This window comes from Pseudomonas sp. Marseille-Q1929, from assembly GCF_017316265.1.
Classification (GTDB): Bacteria; Pseudomonadota; Gammaproteobacteria; order Pseudomonadales; family Pseudomonadaceae; genus Aquipseudomonas.
Map to the genome: position 1 here is coordinate 55,970 of NZ_JAFLWU010000005.1, position 20,204 is coordinate 76,173.

Here is a 20,204-nt window from a genome sequence, read left to right on the forward strand (position 1 = left end):
GCGGCCGACCCCGTCGCAAGAAGGAGCCGACATGCCGCGCACGCTCATTAGAAAAAACCCCAGCAACTTCAAGACACTGCCGCTGCACGTCGAAGCCACCCCCGAAGGCCTGAACTACCAGAGCGTCGGCATGCCGCTCAACTTCGCCCAGACCCTGCAACGGCGCAAGCCGGTGGAGGTGGCCGACCCCGAGCGTTTCGTGCTGGAACTGGCGAACCTCGGCGTGTCGGTGCGCCTGACCCTGCATTGGCAAAACAAGGATTACTGGGTGCTGGTGCGCCAGCGCCGCCAGGACCGTGGCGATGTGGTGCTCAAGCTGATCTCCGGCTACGTGCCGGCCCACGAGCTGAACTTGCCGCTGCACACCGCGATCCAGGAAATTGCCGAAGAGTGCCTATTGGAGACGCCTGAAGGCTGGCTTGGCGGGCGCTTCAATGACACCTGGCTGCCGGCGCCCTACTCCGCCGCGCTGCATTACCGCGAAGCCCTGCCGTTTCGCCTCAGCCCGCTATCCGGTGCCGCCCGCCCGGTGCGCTGCGCCACCACCCAATTGATCGAACGCCCACGGGCCTACGTGCACCTGCCCACCGCATCGCTGCAACTGATCTATGACTTGCGCCTGGAAGTACCGAAGGAAGCCAAGTCCCTGAGCTTGTTCCATGTGGACGAACGCCTGGAAGGCGACCAATTGGTGGCGCGCCTCGACCGCCAGCGCCCGGACCTGTACCTGATGCCGTTGAAAGACGGCCAGCCGCTGGCCGAGTTGTATACCGTCAAGAAGGATCAGCTTTCCCCGGCCAGTACGCGCGGTTTGTTCCTCGCGGAAAGCTTCGCCCAGCAGGAAGGCTGGCTGGTGCGTGAGGAACGGATTCGTTGGAAGGATTGGCTGCGCCAGCAGGGCTTGGCGGAGCCGGAGAAAGAGTCGAAGTTGAAGCGCCTGGCGCAGCGGGTGCTGCGCAAGATAACGCCGAAGAAGAAAGCCAGCAGCTAGCTGGTTCATTCAATTGCCAAGCCCTGCACAAATCCAAATGTGGGAGCGGGCTTGCTCGCGAAAGCGGTGGGTCAGCCAGCACAGGAAGAGACTGGTACACCGCCTTCGCGAGCAAGCCCGCTCCCACATTTGTGATTGCGTCAGCCTTTGAGCAAGCGTTCCAGGCCGACTTTCAGCGGGGTTGGCTCGGGCAACTTGAAGCTCGCCAACAACCGCTGGTTATTCGCCCGCGAGTGGCGAATATCCCCCGAACGCGCCGGGCCGTAAGTCACCACTGGCAACTTGCCGACGATCTCTTCCAGCGCCTGCAACACCTGCTTGAGCGTCGTGGTGCGATTCCAACCCACATTGATCGCGCCCAACGGTGCGTCCGGCGCTTCAATGGCTTGCACCAGCACGTCGACCAGGTCTTCCACGTACATGAAGTCACGGGTCTGCTCGCCATCGCCAAACACGGCAATCGGCACGCCCTGCTGCACGCGCTCGCTGAAGATGCTGATTACCCCGGAGTACGGCGAGGACGGGTCCTGGCGCGGGCCGAAGATATTGAAGAAGCGGAAAATCACCGGCTCCAGGCCATGCTGGCGGCGGTAGAAATCAAAGTAGTGTTCGCCGGCCAGCTTGTCGGACGCATACGGTGTCAACGGCGCCTTGGTGGTCTCTTCGTCAATCGAAGCGCCCTCGCCGTTGTTGCCGTACACCGCCGCGCTGGAGGCGAAGACCACGCGTTTCACGCCCGCCTTGCGCATCGCTTCGCACACATTCAGGGTGCCGACAAAATTGCTCTGGTGCGTGCTGACCGGATCATCCACCGACGCCTGCACCGACGCCACCGCCGCCAGATGAACCACCGCCACCGTGCCGACCGCGGCACGCGCCACCAGCTCGGCGTCGGCCACGTCGCCTTCCAGCAGTTCGACGCGCGGGTTGTCCAACGCCAGGTTGCTGCGCTTGCCGGTGGACAGGTTGTCCAACACGCGCACGCCGTAACCCTTGGCCAGCAATGCATCGACCAGGTGCGAGCCGATAAAGCCCGCACCGCCGGTAATCAGGACACACTTACTCATTGTTGCGGATCTTCTCGACAATGGCCGTGGTCGAGCTGTTTTCAACCAGCCCCAGCACTTTGACGGTGCCGCCGTAGGCGCTGACGATGTCGGCACCGACCACCTGGTCGACGGAGTAGTCGCCGCCCTTGACCAGCACGTCGGGCTTGACCTGGGCCAGCAGGTTTTCCGGGGTGCCTTCGGCGAAGCTGATCACCCAGTCCACTGCGCCCAGGCCAGCCAATACGGCCATGCGCCGGTCAACGCTGTTGATCGGGCGGCCAGGGCCTTTCAGGCGGCTGACCGAGGCGTCGTCGTTGACCGCCACGATCAGGCGATCGCCTTGGGCGCGCGCCTGTTCCAGATAGGTCACGTGGCCGGCATGCAGGATGTCGAAGCAGCCGTTGGTGAACACAATGCTTTCGTTGTGGGCACGGGCATCGTCAATGGCCAGCAGCAATTGCTCGATCCCCAGCACGCCGCGCTCCGAACCTTCGGAACGCTGGATCGCGCGGCGCAATTCCGGCGCGCTGATGGCGGCGGTGCCCAACTTGCCCACCACGATGCCCGCTGCCAGGTTGGCCAGGGCCACGGCGTGGGGCAGTTCTTCGCCGGCCGCAATCGAGGCGGCCAGGGTGGAAATCACCGTGTCACCGGCGCCGGTGACGTCGAACACTTCACGGGCACGGGCCGGCAGGTGCATCGCCGGATGATCCGGGCGCAACAGGGTCATGCCATGCTCGCCACGGGTCACCAGCAAGGCGCCGAGGTCGAGGTCGGCCATCAGCGCCGCGCCTTTGCTCACCAACTCGTGTTCATCGGCACAACCGCCGACGATGGCTTCGAACTCGCTGAGGTTCGGCGTGATCAGGCTGGCGCCGCGATAAATCGAGAAGTCCTTGCCCTTGGGGTCGGCCAGCACCGGAATGCCCTTGGCCTTGGCGGCCAGGATCAGCGCCTGGTGGTTCTTCAACGCGCCTTTGCCGTAGTCGGACAACACCAGCACCTTGATACCTTCGAGCAACTCATCGACCTGACCGCTGAGGGCCAGGGCATCGGTGGCGAAGGGTTCTTCAAAATCGATCCGCAGCAATTGCTGGTGACGACTCATGACCCGCAGCTTGACGATGGTCGGCTGATGAGCGATGCGCTGGAACAGCGCGCGCACGCCGGCACCGCGCAGGCTGTTGGCCAGGCTGTCGGCGGCTTCGTCGTCACCGGTCACGCCGACCAGGGAGGCCGGGGCGCCGAGGGCGGCAATATTGAGGGCAACGTTGGCAGCGCCGCCTGGGCGGTCTTCGATTTGCTCGACCTTGACTACCGGTACCGGCGCCTCAGGGGAAATCCGTGAGGTACCACCATGCCAGTAACGGTCGAGCATGACATCGCCGACCACCAAGACAGGGGCTTGATCGAATCGCGGCATGGACAACTTCATGGAGCAACCCACATACAAAATGAACAGGGGCGCGATATTAGCACAGGGTGAGCGCCGCCTTGTCCGAGAGCTTTATCTGTAAGACATCCGGCCGCGCAACTGCTCACTTTTTAAACAAAACCGCCAGGATGTGCGCCACGGCTTCCGCCAATTCGACCTCATCGGTGTTGATTTCGCAGTCGGCCTGCCGAGGGGCTTCATAGGGGCTGTCGAGCCCGGTGAAGTCCTTGATGCGCCCATCCAGCGCCGCCCGGTACAGGCCCTTGGGATCGCGGCGCACACAGATCGCCAGCGGCGTACTGACATACACCTCGAAAAACTGCCCCGGCCCGAACAGCGCCCGCGCCGTCTCGCGGTCGGCGCTGAACGGCGAGATCGCCGACACGATCACGATCAGCCCCGCATCCACCATCAGCCGCGCCACTTCGCCAATGCGCCGGATGTTTTCCTTGCGCGCCACCGCGCCCATGCCCAGGTCGCTGCACAACCCGGCGCGCACGTTGTCGCCATCCAGCACGAAGGTGTGCCGGCCCTGCTCGTTGAGCTGTACTTCCAGCGCATTGGCCAGGGTCGATTTGCCCGAACCGGACAACCCCGTCAGCCACAGGCAACAAGGTTGCTGGTGCTTGAGCGCGGCGCGGGCGGCCACGGTCAGCGACAGGGCAAAGGGGCGCACGTCGGCGATGGCGCTGGACAGCGACGAATTATTCATAACCCAGGACCTCGTAATCGCGCTGATAGGCGCGCCTCACCAAACGGCGCGTGCGCGAGGAACAAAAGTCCCTGACCGGCTCGCTGCGGCGCTCAAGGGAAACATTGAGATGGGGCAGCGCGGCATTCAGCCCGAGGTGTTCGCACACGCGGCGAAAATCCCGCTGCAAGTGCTCCTGACGCCCCAGAAAATCCATGGACATGCGCCCCAGGTGATCCACCAGAAAGTCGGTCTGCGGGGCAAAGTGCAGTTGCCGGCGCAGGTTGTCCGGGTGCAGCCAGCCGGCAACGAAGTGGTCAAAGTCGCGATAGCCACAGACCAGCGCCTGGGCTTCCCGATCCCGGCTACCCATGCTGTTGCCGCGCAAATAGGTGTACGCCGAGTAGGCACGCTCCAGCGGGTCGCGCACGAAAGCGAACTTGAAGCTGTCGGCGCAATGCCCGGGGAATTGCTGCTCATACCAGTGGTACGGCAAATGCCCCGGCCAGCGCCCATCCAGCAGGACCGAACAGACACTGCTGCCCGCGCACTTGGGCACATGAATGAACACACAGGCATGTTTGACAAAAGCGGGCGGAAGGACGGTCAGTGCCGACATGGATTTGTTGACCGCCTGCCGGTCTACCACCGACAAACGCCCCAACAAAAAAGCCCTCTGCTGTTTGGGCAGCAGTTTCCAGAACAGACGTTGCAACATTCCATTACCCACGCAAGAAGGTTAACCCTCTCGTTCGTCATTCGAAGCGAGAGGGCCAACATAACAAACGATAGGCGGCGAATTATTTGGCTTTGGTCAAGCCTGTATGGGGCCTGATACAAAAAACGGGGCGCATTGCGCGCCCCGTCTTGTCAGGTGATGTTGGCCGTTGCCGGCTCATCCAGCCCCATGGCGTGCAGGCGGGAGTAGTAGCCCCCCATCGCCAGCAGCTCAAGGTGTGTACCACGCTCGACAATTTCGCCGTGATCCATGACCAGAATCAGGTCGGCTTTCTCGATGGTGGACAGGCGGTGCGCGATCACCAAGGTGGTGCGGCCCTTCATGACCTTGTCCAGCGCGGCCTGGATATGCCGCTCGGACTCGGTGTCCAACGCCGACGTGGCTTCATCGAGGATCAGCAACGGCGCGTTTTTCAGCAACGCGCGGGCAATCGCCAAACGCTGGCGCTGGCCGCCGGACAGCAGCACGCCGTTTTCACCGACTTCGGTGTCGAGGCCCTTGGGCAGCTCGGCGATGAAGTCCATGGCGTAGGCATCCCGCGCCGCTTTCTCGACGTCTTCACGCGGCGCGCCGGCCAGGTCGCCGTAGGCAATGTTGTTGGCCACGGTGTCGTTGAACAGCGTCACGTGCTGGGTCACCTGGGCCACGTGGCGGCGCAGGTTGCGCAGGCGGTAGTCTTCGATTTCCACCTCATCGAGGAGGATCTCGCCGGTCTCGTGGTGATAGAAGCGCGGGATCAACGCGGCGAGCGTGGACTTGCCACTGCCCGAACGCCCGACCAGCGCGACCATCTGGCCTGGCGCGGCGGTGAAGCTGATGTTCTTCAGTACTTCGCGCTCGGTGCCGGGGTAGGTAAAGCTCAGGTTGCGCACGTCCAGACGGCCGCTGACCCGTTCTTTCTCGACGGTGCCGGTGTCCACTTCAGGCTCGACATCCAATTGCTCGAAGATGCTTTCGGCACCCGCGACGCCCTTCTGGATGGTCGAACTGACTTCCGACAACTGGCGGATCGGCTTGGGCAGCAGGCCCGCGGCGGTGATGTAGGCCACCAGGTCGCCGGCTGTCGCGTCGCCCCGCAGGAACAGCACCAGGAACATCAGCGCCGCCATCGCGGTGTAGATCACCAGTTGCAGCATGGGCGTGTAGACCGCGCCGGTCTTGGTCATGCGCATCTGTTTTTCGGTGTTGCTCATGCTCGCCTTGGCAAAGCGCTGCTCTTCGTAGGTTTCCCCACCGAAGCTGCGCACCACGCGATAGCCCTGGATCGTCTCCGAGGCCACATGGGTCACGTCGCCCATCGCCACCTGGATTTTCTTGCTCTGCTTGCGGAATTTCTTGCTGGTGCTACCGACCATCATGGCGATGATCGGCAGGATCGCCAGCATCACCAACGTCAGCTTCCAGTTCATCCACAGGAGGTAGCCGAACAGGAACACCACCGTCAGGCCTTCACGGATCACGACCTTGATCGCATCCGTGGCAGCGCCGGTGACCATGGTCACGTTAAAGGTGATGCGCGAGATCAGGTGCCCGGAACTGTGGGTATCGAAATAGCGATTGGGCAGTACCAGCAGCTTGTTGAACAACTGCACCCGCAGATCGTGGACCAGGCCCAGGGATACCTTGGCCAGGTAGTAGTTACCCAGGAACGAGCCGAGACCTTGCCACGCGGCGATCAGGACGATCAGCAGCGGCACGGCCATCAGCAGTTTCAGGTCCTTGAGGTACGGCACGCTGGGGAAAAACACCACGTCCGGGTTGCTCAAGCCGTCAACAAAGTATTTGAGGATCCCGGCCAGCATGGGCTGGGTGGACGCGAAAATCACAAAACCGACGATGCTCACCAGGAACATGCCGATGTAGGGTTTCACATAGCCCAGCAGCCTGAAATAGATTTTCAGGCTGGATTCCTGTTCCGCTTTGGGCGGTGCGTCACTCATTGTCGAGCTCACTGATTAGGTAGGGCGGCAACTTTATCACAAGCATCGGGTTTGGCCCGAGCCCAGACCGATAGGCTGACCAGTGCGATCGGCAGCCAGGTGATGAACCATTCGGCACGCGGGGTACCGGTGAGGTTGGCCGCATCGAACTGCATCGCCAGGGTGGAGAAAACCCACATGCCGATCAGGCCTTTGCCGTAATCGGTATCGCGCACCTTCCAGGCTTGCCACAACGCGCCGAACCACACGGCGCACCACAGCAGCAGGCCCGGCAGGCCCAGCTCGATGGCGACGTGGGTGAACAGGTTGTGGGAATGGTCGAAGCGGTACTCATTCCAGTACACGAAGTAGTTACCGCCCAGGCCCAGCCCGGTCCACGGGTGCTCGCCGATCATCTGCAAGGCCGCCATGAAAATCTGCGGGCGGAACGACACGCCACGGGACAGCATCAGCGACTGCATCGACACAAACACCACCACCGCCGCCACTGTCGCAGCAATCGCGAGCACACTGCTGCGCCGGTCACGGCACCACAGTGGCATGGCCACCACGCTCAGCAGTAAGGCAAGTGCAGCACCACGGCTCTGACTCGCCACCACAAACAGGCCGAGCAGGCCGACCGCCGCCAGGCAAGCCACCTGCATCCAGCGGCCACGCGGCACCCAGTGCAACATCCAGACGGCTGCCAGGCCAATCACATAGGCACCAAGGATCGGGTGCGACAGTTGCCCCAGCCCTTCAAGGCGGGCGCTCCAGACGTTGCCCTCCAAGCCATAAAACTTGATCATCGCCAGCAGCGACGACAAGGCCAGGCCAAAGCCACCCCACTGCATCAGGCGAATCACCTGCCGGGTCTGGCCTTGGGCAAGCACGGGGAAGAACAGCAGGAATACACCGATATAGAGCAGGCGCTTGGCTTCGCGCGAGCCGTCCTCCGCATTGGTCCAGGACAGGCTGATCAAGCCCCAGGCTGCCAGCAGCCCAAGTGCCACGATCATCCAGCGATGAGCCTGCCATACTTGCTTGAGCTGCTCACGGGCAGACCAGGCAAACACCATCGCTGGCAACCAAAGGAACAGCGTGAGCCCTTGCTGATAGATCTTATTGGTCGGCGCGAAGGCGATCGCCAGCAAAAACCACAGCAATCCGAAACACATCCATCCCCGCACCCAACGACTTGCTTGCATCACCTGCTCCTAATACGGCCAACCTGCCAACCCGGCATGGTTAAAACCCAAAACTTTCGGCATCATTACCGATTATTGTGCCCGCGACTCCTACAAGGCTTTTTGACGATGCAATGTTCAAGGCTTCCCCAAGCCACTTTAAATACGATGATTGCCGGCGCCAAAATCCTCGAGAAGGACAGCTACGGCCCCAAAGTCTACCTGCTGGCAGACGGGAACATCCTTAAACTGTTTCGCCGTAAGCGGTTTTTTTCTTCTGCGATGTTTCGCCCGTACTCCAAGCGCTTCATCGATAACGCGCTCGGGCTGCAAAAACGCGGTATTCCCACCCTCACCGTGCTCGACAGCTTTCAACTCGACGCACCGGGCATGACGGCCGTGCTGTACCGCCCCCTGCCGGGCGAGACCTTGCGCCAGATCGCCAACAAGGAAGGTTTCGACTGGGAGCAGAACCTGGAACCGCTGGTGGCGCTGATCCGTCGTCTGCACGCGGCCGGCATCTACTTCCGCTCGCTGCACCTGGGCAATATCGTCGTGACGCCGGACAACCAGATGGGCCTGATCGACGTGGCCGACCTGCGCTTCCTGCGTGCGCCGCTGAGCCAAGCGCTGGTCAAGCGCAACCTGCAGCACTTCGCCCGTTATATTGCACGGGAGAAGCTGAACGAGCGCTTTCCGATGCAAGCGCTCGAACAGGCCGTGCTAGCGCGGTGAAAGCAAACGTCGGGCCGTGGCAGTGAAGTCCTGCCAGGCCTGCTCCGGCGCAAGCGCCTGCAACTGAGCCTGCACCGCCGCCTCAGGGCCCGCGGCAAAGGCCTGCTCCAGCAGGCGCGCCCAGGCATCAGCATCGTCAGACGGCGCATACCAACCGGCGCCAGCCAATTGCTCGCGGAACACCGCCAGCTCGCTCGTCAGTACCGGCACACCGGCCATAACCGCTTCCTGCACAATCAACCCAAGCCCCTCTGCGGACGACGGTATCGCCACCCAATCAAATGCGCGATACAGGGTCGCCGCATCCGCCAAGTGCCCCGGCATGAAGACTTTGCCGCGCAAGCCCAGGCGGTCGATCTGCGCCTCAAGCTCCGCACGTGCATCGCCCTCGCCAATGATCACCAAGCGCGCCTCGGGCCGATTTGATGTCACGACGGCAAACGCATCCAGCAAACAGGCAAAGCCCTTGCTACCCACCAGACGCCCCACGGCGCCGAGCACCGGCGCGTTGCCTGCAACCAGACCCAACAGCGCTCGCGCCTGCTCACGAGGCAGCATCGCGCCGCAAAAAGCGCTCGGGTCGAAGGCGCTGCGCAACACCGCCACTGGCCGTTGCAAATCGCGTTGCAACGAGTCGGCCAGGGTCTGTGACACAGCCGCAACAACCAGTTGGGTCTCGGAGAATTGCTCGAACAACGTGCGATCCGTGCGACGCAGGCGCGTCATGCCGTGAAACAGCACCACGGCCCGCACCTCCGGCAAGTTCTTGAGCACCGGCAACAACACCCGCGCAACGCCGACACCATCGAGCAGCACGACCTTGACGTCATGCGGCAGCGCCCGTCGAAAGCGCGCCCGCATGCGCGGCAGCATCAACGCCCACAGATGACGGCCCTTGAGTTGGGCGGACGAGAGGTTCCACTCCAACACCCCATCCCCAGCTTGTGCACCGCCCTGAAGCAGCCAGGTGTGCACGAGCGCACCGCAGTCGACGCTGCCAAGCACTTGCTGATGAACCTTCTGCACCGACGCGAATGCAGTACCACCGGCCCACATGACGTTGAGGATACTCATTGAATAATACGAACCTTCTGCGGTGTTCTGGAGGCGTGCATGCAGCTCAATTGACCAGCCAGCCGATGGCGAAGCCCAACAACAACATCGCGACCAGTTTGATCCGTTCGCGTCGCTTGCGCTTGGCCTTGTTCAATCGTTCGGCCGAAGTCGACACATGCAAGCCGAAGCCGGTGTGCAACACCGCATCGCCTTCAAGGGTCACGGCCATCAAGTTCAACTGCGCATAGCGTCGCGACAAGCCCTTCTCACCCTCGAACCCGGCATAAGGCGCGCACAAGGTGTACTCCTTGAGACGCCGCAAACCAGGGTTCAGGGAAAACGCCTGCCATTCCGGCTTGTCGGAAATCAACGGATAACACGGCACGGCACCGATCAACTCACGCGGCCCCAGGCGGATATAGGGGCTGTGCACCTGCAAGTCATACACAAAGTTGCGCAGCCACACCTGGAGAATGTCCGGGCGCAGCTCCAGGATCGTCTTGGAGTCCTCGACAAACCCCGGGCGATAAAACTCCCAATCATCTTCACAGTGGAAAATGTAGGGCGTTTTCACCGACGTGTAGGCCAGGTCGATAGAGGCCAGTTGGCCGAGTTTCGGGCGATTTACGAAGAATGTGCAATGTTCCTGCCAATGGGCAGGAACGGCCTGACGCACAGCGTCATCACCGGAATCCTCGGTAATGAATACCTCGCGGATATCCGCCGTGTTGAAGGCATCGAAGCTCTCAAGCGTGCGCTTTAACAGGTCAAAACGACCGCAGCTGGTCACAACAAGGGTGATGTCACTCTGTTCGGAAAATCGCACGTGGCACCAACAATTAAATGGCCGTTTTTCAGCGACCAGACGAATGTTATACGCCCAGTTTAAGGCGCAGCGTTTCCAGCAAACTCAATGGCGCACGTGGCCGCAGAGGTGGCTGCAGCTCTTCGACAATACGCTGGCCGATACGTGCAAAGCTGAACTGGCTGACAGCCAGCTCCTGGCCATTGCGCGCAATATCTGCCGCCAACTGAGGGTTGGCGCGCAACTCGGCGAGTTTTTCCTGCAACTGTGGGATGTCTTTATAGAACACCACGTTGACCTTGTCTTCAAAACCCAGGGCCTGGTTTTCCGCCTCGCCCTGGTCAAACGCCAGCAGCACGCAGCCACAGGCCATGGCCTCGAAGTTCTTGATCATGTATTCGCCCATGCCCACATCGGCACTGACAAAAAAGCGGATCCGATTGAGGGTCGCGCAATATTCCTCACCGGACTTGGTGCGCGTCACCACCAACGGTTCGACCTGCGCCAGCTCATCAAGCAACGCCTTGCGCCCGCTGTAGGCCACGCTGTTGGTGCTGCCGACAAACGCCAGCTCGATGTCGCGCTCGCGCTCCTGCGGCTGCAACAACGCCTGGTCGTAACCCTTGGGCACGAACACCGCGTCAAAGCCTTCCTCACGCAAGCGCTGCGACACCACGAAGCCCGAGCTGAGCACCCGGGCCCAGGGCAGACGGCGGTAATGCGCGCTGAACTTGCCGGTGTATTTGCACGGAATGTAGTTCTGGTAGGCATCGTGTTCGAGGATCACCAGGTTGGGGATCGTGCGGATAAACCCGGCCTGGCGGATCTCCTGCTTGAAGCGCAGGAAGAACACGATGCGGTCGTACTGGGTCACATCCACTTCACGGCGAAAGTAACCGCGCAGGTTGCGCTGCTCGGCGCTGCTCAACCAGCGGGTATCGCAGTCGCAATGCTCGGCAATACCTTCGTAGAGACGATCAAGGATGGCGCGCTGTTCTTTCTGCACCAGCAATAAAACTTTCATGTTCTTCCTTTCACAGGTCACAAACGCCAGAACAATTCATGCCGCCGCACGGCCTTGCGGAAGAACTCATTCTCCCCATAAGGCGAGCGAGCGCGCCCGGCCAATAAGCGCTGCAACAGGCGCCGCACGCGTCGTTTGAAGGGCGGCGCCGGTTGCAGGTCGTGCATCATGCCCAGCGCCATGGCCTTGTCACGTTGCTGCGCCAATGTCAGTGGCAGGCTGCATGGGTGCAGCTCCTGGGTTGCATCGAACAACGGCGGCAAGGCAATGCCGTTGCCCGCATCGCCCATGGGCCAGCGGTCGTTGTCATGCAGGTGGTTGGCGTAGCCGAGGATGGTGGTCGGCTGCCACTGCAAACCTTGTAGCGCTTCCATGACGGCACTCTGCGCACAGATGTGATCAGGGTGCGGGTCCAGCGCCGAGTACGGCAGCACGATGACTTCCGGGCGCGCCATCAACAGCACCTGGCGCAGATCGGCCAACAGGTTGTTCCAGGTCGGCAGGCCGTCGCTGTCCGCGGGCAGCGGGAAGGGGTTGAATTGGCGAAACGGGCGCACGTCCGTCAGCTCGGCTTCACGGGAGGCAAACGGCAAGTCCGGCGCGGCCTGCATCGCCTGCAATTGCAGGCAGAAGTAGCCCAGTTGCACGCAATGCGCCTGCGGCACACCGGCCCACAGCGGCACGGCAATGCTGTCCCAGGCACGCAGGCGACCTTTGATGCGCGCGGCTTCCACCGCGTCCAGGCCCATCTGCTGATAGTGTTCGGCTTCGATTTCGCCCGCCGTGAGGGTAACGATCCAGGGTTTCTCGGCCTGACTGTAGAGCCCAAAAGCGGCCAGTTCGGCATCGTCGGCGTGGGGCGCGATGACCATCACGCGCTGCTGGCGAAAGTCCGGGTGGGTCCAGGCCCACAGGCGCGGTGTGCCGAGCAGGCGACAATGGCGACCGCGCAGGTGCAACTCGCTTAACGGCAAGCCGCTGAGGTTCAGGTAGCGCACACCGTTGACGCCACGTTCGAAGGTTTGCCGGTCGTCACCCAGCTCAATGCTTGGGTCAAGAAAGCGTCCCAGCCAGGTGCTTTTGACCTTGATCGCCAGCACCAGCGTGGTGTCCGCCTCCACGGGCTGATCCAGCACCAAGCGCCCGTTCTCCAGGCGCACACCCGCCAGCTCGGCATCCGCCGAGAAACGGTATTGATAATCTTCGTTGGGCGCATAAAACAGATGATCGGCAAACCAGGCTTCGTGGGCGACCCAGGCCAGCACCGCCAGCAGCAACGGCAACCACCAGGCCACCAGGATGCCCACCAGCACCAGCAGCAACACGCCGACCATCAGCGCCGTGCGCTTGTTACGCCGATGGCGCTTGAGCAACTGCTGCTTGCGAGTCATACGCACAATACCTGCACAGGGTTGCACCAACGGTCCTTGTACTCGCGGTCGGCACGACCGAAGGAAAACCGCAGCGGCTTGCCGACTTCACGGGCCTGTTCCCAGGCGCTTTGGGTATTGAGAAAACTCAGCACGCTGCCAGGGCTGAAGGCGCGGGTTTCAGGATCGACCCCGCCGTTGACGTACTCCACGCTGATCCACTCCGGCGACTCGACCCGGTACACCAACTGGATCGCGATAGGCGCATCATTGAGAAAGATCACCGAGCCGATCAGCCACTCGCGCAGCAACTCGATCACCTCGGCCAGACGCTCGGCGCCCGTGGCTTTAAAGCCCCAGCGGCGCAGGAACAGGTCGCAGTAGATGGACGCCAGCTCGGCGCTGGAAAACTCGCTGACCGGCCGCACCACGCCGCCCGCCTCTTCCAGCAAACGCAGTTCGCGGCGCTGGTTGTAGCGAAACTTCTTCGACAGCTCTTCCGGGGTACGCGCCATGGCCAACTGCTCGGCCTGGGGCTTGAGGCCGCTGAAACGGCCTTCATTGAGCGTCGACAGGTAACGCGCACGCTGGCGCAGCGGCGCCTGCGCATCGGCGGCGGCCGGCAGGATGATCTCGGCATTGCCCAGGTCGAACAGGCCCTTCTTGCCGCTGCGCTTGAGCACGTCCTTGGACAAGGCCAGGTCGCGCCCCCAGGTGGCAATGCACGCCTTGAGTTCACCGGCCTGTTCCCACGCCAGGTAACGCACCGGAATCTGCGCCAGCCCGGCCAGGCGTTCGATCACGTGCGGGTGCGTCGCGACGCTGCCGCCAAAACGCTGCCAGGCCTCGCTGTAGGCAGGTGCATCGACGACGGACCAGCCACGCTCGCGCCAGCCTTGGAATCGATTGAGCATCAAGCCCTCGCGGTCAGTTCAATAACGTGTGGCAGTTGCCAGAAAGCGTCGCGCACCGCCTGGTCCGAGAACCGTGCGTGCAGGCGCTCCAGCATCATCTCGGCGCACTGGCGTTGCTGCTGTTGATCCATCGCCGCCAGGTGCCCCAGGCCTTGGGCCAGGTGCTCGGCATCGCCGAACGGGAACAGGATGCCCACGCCTTCGACCACTTCCTTGGCCCCCCCGCAGGCGGTGGCCAGCAACGGCACGCCGGCGGCCATGGCTTCCAGCAGCACCATGCCGAAGGGTTCGTGGTCGGAGCTCAGGGCAAACACGTCAAACGCACGAAAATAGCGGCGCGCATCCGGCACCTGGCCGAGGAACAGCACCTTGTCAGCGATCCCCAGCTCGCGGGCCAGTTCCTTGAGGTCCTGCTCCAGGCGGCCAGTACCGAGAATCGCCAGGCGGCTTTCGCCGGGCAACTGCGGCAAGGCCAGGGCGAAGCCCTTGAGCAGCGTGGCCTGGTCCTTGTCCGGGTGCAGGCGGCCGACGTTGCCGACCACCCATTCATCCGGCGACAGCCCGAGGGCGTCCCGCGCGTCATCCTTCGAGACTTGCAGGGCCTGCATGGCCTCGACATCGATGCGGTTGTACAAGGTCTGGATACGCGCCGCCGGCCAGTTCGGCAGGCAGCGGCGGATGTCGTCACGCACGGCGTCGGACACACCCAGCAAGCTCAAGCGCTTGCGGAAAATCGACGCAAACAGGCGGCGGCCACGGCGCTGGTAATCACCAAAGGCGTGGTGCACGCCAATCACCTGCAAGCGCGTGGCGAGCAAGGCGACGTAGATCGGCTTGGCGCGGTGCGCGATGCAGAAGCTGAAATTGCGCGAGGCGGCAATCTTGCGCATCTCGGCGATGGCGCCCAGCTTGAGGCCACGAATGGACTTGGAGCTGAACTCCATGAACAACACTTCATCGGAGGCGCAACCGGCCGCGACCTCAGGGTCGGCGACCCCGGTGAGAAACACCGTGGTCACCTTGTAGCCCTTGCCTGTGAACAGGCTGGCGTACTGACGGGCACAATCGAGGAACGGACCGTCATAGCCGTGGCAGAACTGCAGGACGTGGCGATCAGCCGAGCGTGTCATAAGGGTCCACGCCGTCCTTGACCACCAGGATGTCTTCCATGATCAGGTATTGCAGGTCGGAGCCAAAGAACATGTCCAGCGCGTCTTTCGGCGAGCAGATCATCGCTTCGCCACGACGGTTGAGCGAGGTGTTCAGGGACACGCCGTTGCCGGTCAGCACTTCCAGCTCTTTCATCATGTCGTAGTAGCGCGGGTTGTATTCGCGCTTGAGCACCTGGGCGCGGGAGGTGCCATCTTCATGGACCACTTCCGGCACGCGGGTCTTCCACTCTTCCGACACTTCAAAGGTGAAGGTCATGAACGGCGCCGGGTGATCGACCTTGATCATCTGCGGGGCCACGGTGTCGAGCATCGACGGGCAGAAAGGCCTCCAGCGCTCGCGGAACTTGATCTGGTGGTTGATACGGTCAGCCACGCCGGTGGCACTAGGGCAACCGATGATCGAACGACCGCCCAAGGCACGCGGGCCAAACTCCATGCGGCCCTGGAACCAGGCCACCGGGTTGCCGTCGACCATGATCTTGGCGATGCGCTGAGGCATGTTCTCGATCTTGCGCCATACCGGCTTGCTCTCGTGCTTGGCGCACGCGGCAATCACTTCTTCGTTGCTGTAGGACGGGCCGAGATAGACGTGTTCCATCTTCTCCACCGGTACACCACGGGCGTGGGACACGTAGGCCGCTGCACCAACGGCGGTGCCGGCGTCGCCGGACGCCGGCTGCACGAACAGCTCTTTCACGTCGTCGCGGGCAATGATCTTCTGGTTCAGCTTCACGTTCAGCGCGCAACCACCGGCGAAGGCCAGCTTGCCGGTGTCCTTGAGGATGTCGCCCAGGTAGTGGTCGATCATCTGCAAGGCCAGCTTCTCGAACAGCGCTTGCATGCTGGCGGCGTAGTGGATGTACGGCTCGTCGGCGATATCGCCTTCGCGTTTCGGACCCAGCCACTCGATCAGTTTCGGCGAGAAGTAGAACCCCTTGCCCTTCTCTTTGTAGCGACGCAGGCCGATGACGTTGGCGTAGTCGGTGTTGATCACCAACTCGCCGTTCTCAAAGGAGGCCAGGCGCGAGAAATCGTATTTGCTGGCGTCGCCGTACGGCGCCATGCCCATGACCTTGAACTCACCGTCGAGCATCTCGAAACCGAGGAACTCGGTGATTGCACCGTACAGGCCGCCGAGGGAGTCTGGGTCGTAGAATTCTTTGATCTTGTGGATCTTGCCGTTCTCGCCGTAGCCGAAGAACGTGGTGGCGTACTCACCTTTACCGTCGATGCCGAGGATCGCGGTTTTCTCCTGGAAGCCGGAGCAGTGGTAGGCGCTGGAAGCGTGGGCCAGGTGGTGTTCAACCGGTTCGATCTTGATTTTCTTCGGATCGAAGCCCAGTTGCTCCAGGCACCAGACGATCTTGTTGCGATAGCGCTTGTAGCGACGGTTGCCCATCAGGATCGCGTCAAGGGCGCGGTCCGGGGCGTACCAGTAACGCTTGGCGTAGTGCCAGCGCGCCTCGCCGAACAGGCTGATCGGGGCGAACGGGATCGCCACTACGTCAACGTCGGAAGGCTTGATGCCGGCTTGTTCCAGGCAGAACTTCGCCGATTCGTAGGGCATGCGGTTCTTTGCATGTTTGTCGCGTACGAAGCGCTCTTCTTCGGCGGCCGCGATCAGCTTGCCGTCGATATACAAGGCTGCGGAAGGATCATGGCTAAGGGCGCCGGACAGGCCAAGAATCGTCAATGCCACAGGGGTCTAGCCTCTTTTAGTCTGCATGCAGGCGGGGTACGCCGCGAAAAAGTGTGCTTCCCGCCTGGGCAGGAAACAGCTAAAGGGCGGGATTATAGCTTAAAAGCAGTGGGGAGCTGTTAACGGCACGTTGATCGCTGCAAACAGGGGGAATGGGTCTAAAGTCAGGTCGGACGGTTCTAAAGTCGCAGCCGGAGGATTCGTTAAACAGTGACAGAATCGCTAGAATCCCGCGTTTGCCGCACCTTACCTGGTTATCTGATGAAAATTGTGGGTCCCGTTCACTTCACCTTTATTGCCGGCATGCTCGGTTTTTGCAGCGCGGCAATCGGCGACGAAATGCCGCTGGTCCTCGACCCCAGCGTCGTCACCGGCTCGCGCAGCGCCAGCCCGACGTTTGACCTGCCGTACTCGGTGGACGCCATCAGCCGCGAACAGATCAGCGATGGCCAACTCGGTATCAATGCGTCCGAAGTGTTGTCGCGCGTACCTGGCCTGGTGGTGCAGAACCGCCAGAACTATGCGCAGGACCTGCAAATCTCTTCCCGTGGTTTCGGCGCCCGCTCGGCGTTTGGCGTGCGCGGCCTCAAGCTGATCGCCGACGGCATCCCCGCCAGCACTCCGGACGGCCAGGGCCAGGCGGCCACGTTCAACCTCGACACCGCCGAGCGCATCGAAGTCTTGCGCGGCCCGGCGGCCACCTTGTACGGCAGCAACGCCGGCGGCGTGATCCAGATGTTCTCCCGCGACGGCGAAGGCCCGCCGCGCATCGGTGCCGAGACCCTGGTGGGCAGCGATGGCATGAGCAAAAACCACCTGACCGCCGAAGGCGCAGCCAACGGCGCGGGCTTCGTGCTCGACGCCTCGCGCATGGACACCGACGGCTACCGCGACCACAGCAGCGCTCGGCGCGACCAGACGTTTGCCAAGCTCAACTTCCAGCCGGATGACGACAGCAAGCTGGCGCTGATCTACAGCAGCCTGGAGCAGAACGGGACGCAGGATCCGTTGGGGCAGACGTGGGACGCCTATAAGGCAGACCCGCGCTCGGTGGCGGCCGGGGCGTTGACGTATAACACGCGTAAAAGCATTGATCATCAGCAATTGGGTACGAATTACGAACGCTATTTCGGCGATGCGACCTTGCAGGTTAATGCGTATACGGGGCGGCGGAGTGTGATTCAGTACTTGTCGATTCCTGACAAATTCGCCAGCGGCGCTACCAACCCGGCCAACGCTCGCGGCGGCGTGGTGGCCTTCGACCGCAAGTTCTACGGCGGCTCCATCCACTGGCTGCAACCCATCACCAGCGCTCCCGGCGACCTGACCCTGATTGCCGGCCTCGACTACGACCGCAGTGAAGATGACCGCCAAGGCTATTCCAACACCGTCAACGGTGTACACGGAGTGAAAGGCGCCCTGGGCCGCGATGAAATCGACACCGCCACCAGCCTCGACCCGTTCGTGCAAGCCAACTGGCTACTCGGCGACTGGACCCTGCAAGCGGGCCTGCGCCACAGCACCATGAAGATGGACGTGGACGACCGCTTCGTCACCAGCACCGACGCCGACGACAGCGGCAGCAAGACCTACCAGAAGAACACACCGTCGGTCAGCGTGATGTACGCGTTCACGCCTGACTTGCATGGCTATGTGAGCGCGGGCAAAGGCTTTGAGACCCCGACGCAAGCGGAATCGGCGTACTCCAACAGCTCAAACGGTTTCAACTTCGCGCTCAAGCCATCGGTCAGCACACAATATGAAGTGGGCTTGAAAGCCCGCGTCGGCCAGGACACCCGCGTCAATGCCGCAGTATTCCAGATCACTACCGAAGACGAATTAGTGGTCAGCGAATCCAAGGGAGGCCGCACCACCTACCAAAACGCCGGCCGCACCCTGCGCCGTGGCTTCGAACTGGGCATCGAAAGCCAACTCAGCGAACAGTGGAGCACCAACCTCGCCTACACCCGCCTGCAAGCCACCTACGACAGCGACTTCACCAATGGCGGAAAAGCTATCGAAAAGGGCAACTACCTCCCCGGCGTCCCCCAAACCACCCTGTTCGCCGAACTCAACTGGAAGCCCCGCGACTGGGTCAGCACCGCGATCGAAGGCATGTACCGCAGCAAGGTCTACGTCGAAGACACCAACAACGAGCGCGCCGCACCGGCCTACAGCGTCTTCAACTGGCGCGCGCGTTTCGAACAGAAGGTCGAGCACTGGACCTTCCACCAGACCCTGCGCCTGGACAACCTGCTGGACCGCCAGTACGTCGGCTCGGTGATCGTCGGCGATGGCAACTTCCGTTACTACGAAGCAGCACCCGGTCGCTCGTGGTACGCCGGTGCAGGTGCCGAATACACGTTCTAAGGCCACCCTCGGTCAGATAGGAAAAGGCTTGCGCCCTCTCATACCTTTGACCGACAACGCGGACTCCACGCGTTGACACCCCAAAACCGCAAGCTTAGAATCTGGCGCAAATGGACTGGGGGATCCCGGTCGGCGCTATAGCCTCGGTGAGTTTCACCGGGGCTTTTCGCTTTCTGAAGTGGGGAAAATCTTCAACCCCCAATTTTCAAAACCCTCTCCGACCTTGCTCCGCCCTCCACTGCAATAGAACTTGCGAGTGAGTACGTCAAACGCTCTATTTTCCTGACCCGGCCGTAGAACGCTCATGCCGACGGGCCGTGCAACAAGATCCGCAAGCTGCAAGCCCGTCGAGTTGACCTGTTTGGTCGCGAATACAATCTCAAACGGCAGGCGAATACCTAGACGATTGGCTCCGTCGCACATCCGACGAAACTCCAGTTCAAGTTCGTTATCCTCTTTACGGCCTCGACGCTCGAAGATCACATGCGTCAGCGCGCTGTGATGGTTTTTCTCTTGGAGAAACTCATAAAGGGTTTCAAGACAGAAACCCAATGCCAGATGGTAAGGGTTATGAGTCGGGCCTTGCTGTTCGCGGAGAGTCGCTTTATCAATCACGCAACTGATCAATACAAAGTTGCTCGATTCAATAATGCTTGTCAGCTCTTCTAGGAAAGCATGCTTGTGCTGGCGAGAGACAAACATGTTCGAGAACGCGCCTTTTTCCTTACGAATCTCCAGCTCATGCAGGCCAACCAAGTCATGTCCCATATGGTTGAATTTGAACTTCTGAAGCGCCGGAATGACCTTTTCACAATAATGCCGCTTATGGAAAACACAGAACGCCAGAACAAACATTGGATAGTTCGCGTCCAGTGATTGCATCCCGTGATCGCCACTTTCATCCACATAAACAATGAAATCGCTGAACTCCCCCCTGGGTGGTTTCGCCGCCGCGACCTCTGCGGCGCACTCCGCCTCACTCTCGCTTTCAAAGAGTAGAAACTGCGGGGAGCTTGGTTTTTCATCTGCCATGGGATGCTCAATCCTG

General features: G+C 61.6%; 17 protein-coding genes. 3 read left to right on the top strand and 14 right to left on the bottom strand.

The genetic code is table 11. From position 1 onward, the window contains the following. Window positions 1–31 precede the first annotated feature (31 nt). Window positions 32–991, top strand: coding sequence for a metal ABC transporter ATPase (locus J1G37_RS08765; RefSeq protein WP_207041161.1), 960 nt, complete (start codon window positions 32–34; stop codon window positions 989–991). 140 nt (window positions 992–1,131) lie between these two features. Here J1G37_RS08765 and J1G37_RS08770 read toward each other — a convergent pair whose 3' ends face one another. From J1G37_RS08770 to J1G37_RS08795, 6 genes are all read right to left on the bottom strand, one after another. Further along, complete coding sequence (locus J1G37_RS08770; RefSeq protein ID WP_207041163.1) at window positions 1,132–2,058, bottom strand: NAD-dependent epimerase/dehydratase family protein; 927 nt, start codon at window positions 2,056–2,058, stop codon at window positions 1,132–1,134. Continuing rightward, window positions 2,051–3,475, bottom strand: coding sequence for a bifunctional D-glycero-beta-D-manno-heptose-7-phosphate kinase/D-glycero-beta-D-manno-heptose 1-phosphate adenylyltransferase HldE (gene hldE, locus J1G37_RS08775; protein WP_207041165.1), 1,425 nt, complete (start codon window positions 3,473–3,475; stop codon window positions 2,051–2,053). The genes J1G37_RS08770 and hldE overlap by 8 nt, the downstream gene beginning before the upstream one ends. Window positions 3,476–3,578: 103 nt before the next feature. Then, window positions 3,579–4,187: an adenylyl-sulfate kinase gene (cysC, locus tag J1G37_RS08780; protein ID WP_017734922.1), complete on the bottom strand. Its 609-nt coding sequence runs from the start codon at window positions 4,185–4,187 to the stop codon at window positions 3,579–3,581. Then, window positions 4,180–4,884 carry a sulfotransferase family 2 domain-containing protein gene (locus J1G37_RS08785; RefSeq protein ID WP_207041166.1) on the bottom strand — a complete coding sequence of 235 codons (705 nt, stop codon included), beginning with the start codon at window positions 4,882–4,884 and terminating at the stop codon, window positions 4,180–4,182. The genes cysC and J1G37_RS08785 overlap by 8 nt, the downstream gene beginning before the upstream one ends. A 152-nt stretch (window positions 4,885–5,036) precedes the next feature. Then, complete coding sequence (gene msbA, locus J1G37_RS08790) at window positions 5,037–6,845, bottom strand: lipid A export permease/ATP-binding protein MsbA (protein ID WP_207041168.1); 1,809 nt, start codon at window positions 6,843–6,845, stop codon at window positions 5,037–5,039. A gap of 8 nt (window positions 6,846–6,853) precedes the next feature. Beyond that, window positions 6,854–8,032 carry an O-antigen ligase family protein gene (locus J1G37_RS08795; RefSeq protein WP_207041170.1) on the bottom strand — a complete coding sequence of 393 codons (1,179 nt, stop codon included), beginning with the start codon at window positions 8,030–8,032 and terminating at the stop codon, window positions 6,854–6,856. A gap of 147 nt (window positions 8,033–8,179) precedes the next feature. Between J1G37_RS08795 and J1G37_RS08800 the strand changes: the two genes are divergently transcribed. Continuing rightward, complete coding sequence (locus J1G37_RS08800) at window positions 8,180–8,746, top strand: toluene tolerance protein (RefSeq protein WP_207041172.1); 567 nt, start codon at window positions 8,180–8,182, stop codon at window positions 8,744–8,746. On the opposite strand, the gene J1G37_RS08805 is transcribed toward J1G37_RS08800, so the two are convergent. From J1G37_RS08805 to J1G37_RS08835, 7 genes are read right to left on the bottom strand one after another with little or no spacing between them, the layout of a single operon-like run. Next, a complete protein-coding gene (locus J1G37_RS08805) occupies window positions 8,735–9,820 on the bottom strand; it encodes a glycosyltransferase (protein ID WP_207041174.1) in 1,086 nt (361 codons plus the stop codon). The two genes, J1G37_RS08800 and J1G37_RS08805, sit on opposite strands and share 12 nt — an antisense overlap. Window positions 9,821–9,866: 46 nt before the next feature. Continuing rightward, window positions 9,867–10,628, bottom strand: a complete 762-nt coding sequence (locus J1G37_RS08810) for a glycosyltransferase family 2 protein (RefSeq protein WP_207041176.1) — start codon at window positions 10,626–10,628, stop codon at window positions 9,867–9,869. A 46-nt stretch (window positions 10,629–10,674) separates the two neighbouring features. Continuing rightward, a complete protein-coding gene (locus J1G37_RS08815) occupies window positions 10,675–11,631 on the bottom strand; it encodes a glycosyltransferase (RefSeq protein ID WP_207041177.1) in 957 nt (318 codons plus the stop codon). A 17-nt stretch (window positions 11,632–11,648) separates the two neighbouring features. Continuing rightward, window positions 11,649–13,022, bottom strand: coding sequence for a PIG-L family deacetylase (locus tag J1G37_RS08820; RefSeq protein ID WP_207041179.1), 1,374 nt, complete (start codon window positions 13,020–13,022; stop codon window positions 11,649–11,651). After that, a complete protein-coding gene (locus J1G37_RS08825; protein ID WP_207041182.1) occupies window positions 13,019–13,915 on the bottom strand; it encodes an antimicrobial resistance protein Mig-14 in 897 nt (298 codons plus the stop codon). The genes J1G37_RS08820 and J1G37_RS08825 overlap by 4 nt, the downstream gene beginning before the upstream one ends. Beyond that, entirely contained in the window at window positions 13,915–15,045 is a 1,131-nt protein-coding gene (locus J1G37_RS08830) for a glycosyltransferase (protein ID WP_207041184.1), read from the bottom strand. The genes J1G37_RS08825 and J1G37_RS08830 overlap by 1 nt, the downstream gene beginning before the upstream one ends. Continuing rightward, entirely contained in the window at window positions 15,029–16,786 is a 1,758-nt protein-coding gene (locus J1G37_RS08835; RefSeq protein WP_026136545.1) for a carbamoyltransferase, read from the bottom strand. The genes J1G37_RS08830 and J1G37_RS08835 overlap by 17 nt, the downstream gene beginning before the upstream one ends. A gap of 303 nt (window positions 16,787–17,089) precedes the next feature. Between J1G37_RS08835 and J1G37_RS08840 the strand changes: the two genes are divergently transcribed. After that, window positions 17,090–19,156, top strand: coding sequence for a TonB-dependent receptor (locus J1G37_RS08840; RefSeq protein WP_242551499.1), 2,067 nt, complete (start codon window positions 17,090–17,092; stop codon window positions 19,154–19,156). A 153-nt stretch (window positions 19,157–19,309) separates the two neighbouring features. Here the strand turns inward: J1G37_RS08840 and J1G37_RS08845 are convergent, their stop codons facing one another. Then, window positions 19,310–20,188, bottom strand: coding sequence for a DUF3800 domain-containing protein (locus tag J1G37_RS08845; protein WP_207041189.1), 879 nt, complete (start codon window positions 20,186–20,188; stop codon window positions 19,310–19,312). Window positions 20,189–20,204 lie beyond the last annotated feature (16 nt).

What these genes read in the sequence shown, in the direction of transcription:
- J1G37_RS08765 (WP_207041161.1), top strand. Translation starts at nt 32, where the DNA reads ATGCCGCGCACGCTCATTAGAAAAAACCCCAGCAACTTCAAGACACTG.
- J1G37_RS08770 (WP_207041163.1), bottom strand. Translation starts at nt 2,058, where the DNA reads ATGAGTAAGTGTGTCCTGATTACCGGCGGTGCGGGCTTTATCGGCTCG.
- hldE (WP_207041165.1), bottom strand. Translation starts at nt 3,475, where the DNA reads ATGAAGTTGTCCATGCCGCGATTCGATCAAGCCCCTGTCTTGGTGGTC.
- cysC (WP_017734922.1), bottom strand. Translation starts at nt 4,187, where the DNA reads ATGAATAATTCGTCGCTGTCCAGCGCCATCGCCGACGTGCGCCCCTTT.
- J1G37_RS08785 (WP_207041166.1), bottom strand. Translation starts at nt 4,884, where the DNA reads ATGTTGCAACGTCTGTTCTGGAAACTGCTGCCCAAACAGCAGAGGGCT.
- msbA (WP_207041168.1), bottom strand. Translation starts at nt 6,845, where the DNA reads ATGAGTGACGCACCGCCCAAAGCGGAACAGGAATCCAGCCTGAAAATC.
- J1G37_RS08795 (WP_207041170.1), bottom strand. Translation starts at nt 8,032, where the DNA reads ATGCAAGCAAGTCGTTGGGTGCGGGGATGGATGTGTTTCGGATTGCTG.
- J1G37_RS08800 (WP_207041172.1), top strand. Translation starts at nt 8,180, where the DNA reads ATGATTGCCGGCGCCAAAATCCTCGAGAAGGACAGCTACGGCCCCAAA.
- J1G37_RS08805 (WP_207041174.1), bottom strand. Translation starts at nt 9,820, where the DNA reads ATGAGTATCCTCAACGTCATGTGGGCCGGTGGTACTGCATTCGCGTCG.
- J1G37_RS08815 (WP_207041177.1), bottom strand. Translation starts at nt 11,631, where the DNA reads ATGAAAGTTTTATTGCTGGTGCAGAAAGAACAGCGCGCCATCCTTGAT.
- J1G37_RS08820 (WP_207041179.1), bottom strand. Translation starts at nt 13,022, where the DNA reads ATGACTCGCAAGCAGCAGTTGCTCAAGCGCCATCGGCGTAACAAGCGC.
- J1G37_RS08825 (WP_207041182.1), bottom strand. Translation starts at nt 13,915, where the DNA reads ATGCTCAATCGATTCCAAGGCTGGCGCGAGCGTGGCTGGTCCGTCGTC.
- J1G37_RS08830 (WP_207041184.1), bottom strand. Translation starts at nt 15,045, where the DNA reads ATGACACGCTCGGCTGATCGCCACGTCCTGCAGTTCTGCCACGGCTAT.
- J1G37_RS08840 (WP_242551499.1), top strand. Translation starts at nt 17,090, where the DNA reads ATGCTCGGTTTTTGCAGCGCGGCAATCGGCGACGAAATGCCGCTGGTC.
- J1G37_RS08845 (WP_207041189.1), bottom strand. Translation starts at nt 20,188, where the DNA reads ATGGCAGATGAAAAACCAAGCTCCCCGCAGTTTCTACTCTTTGAAAGC.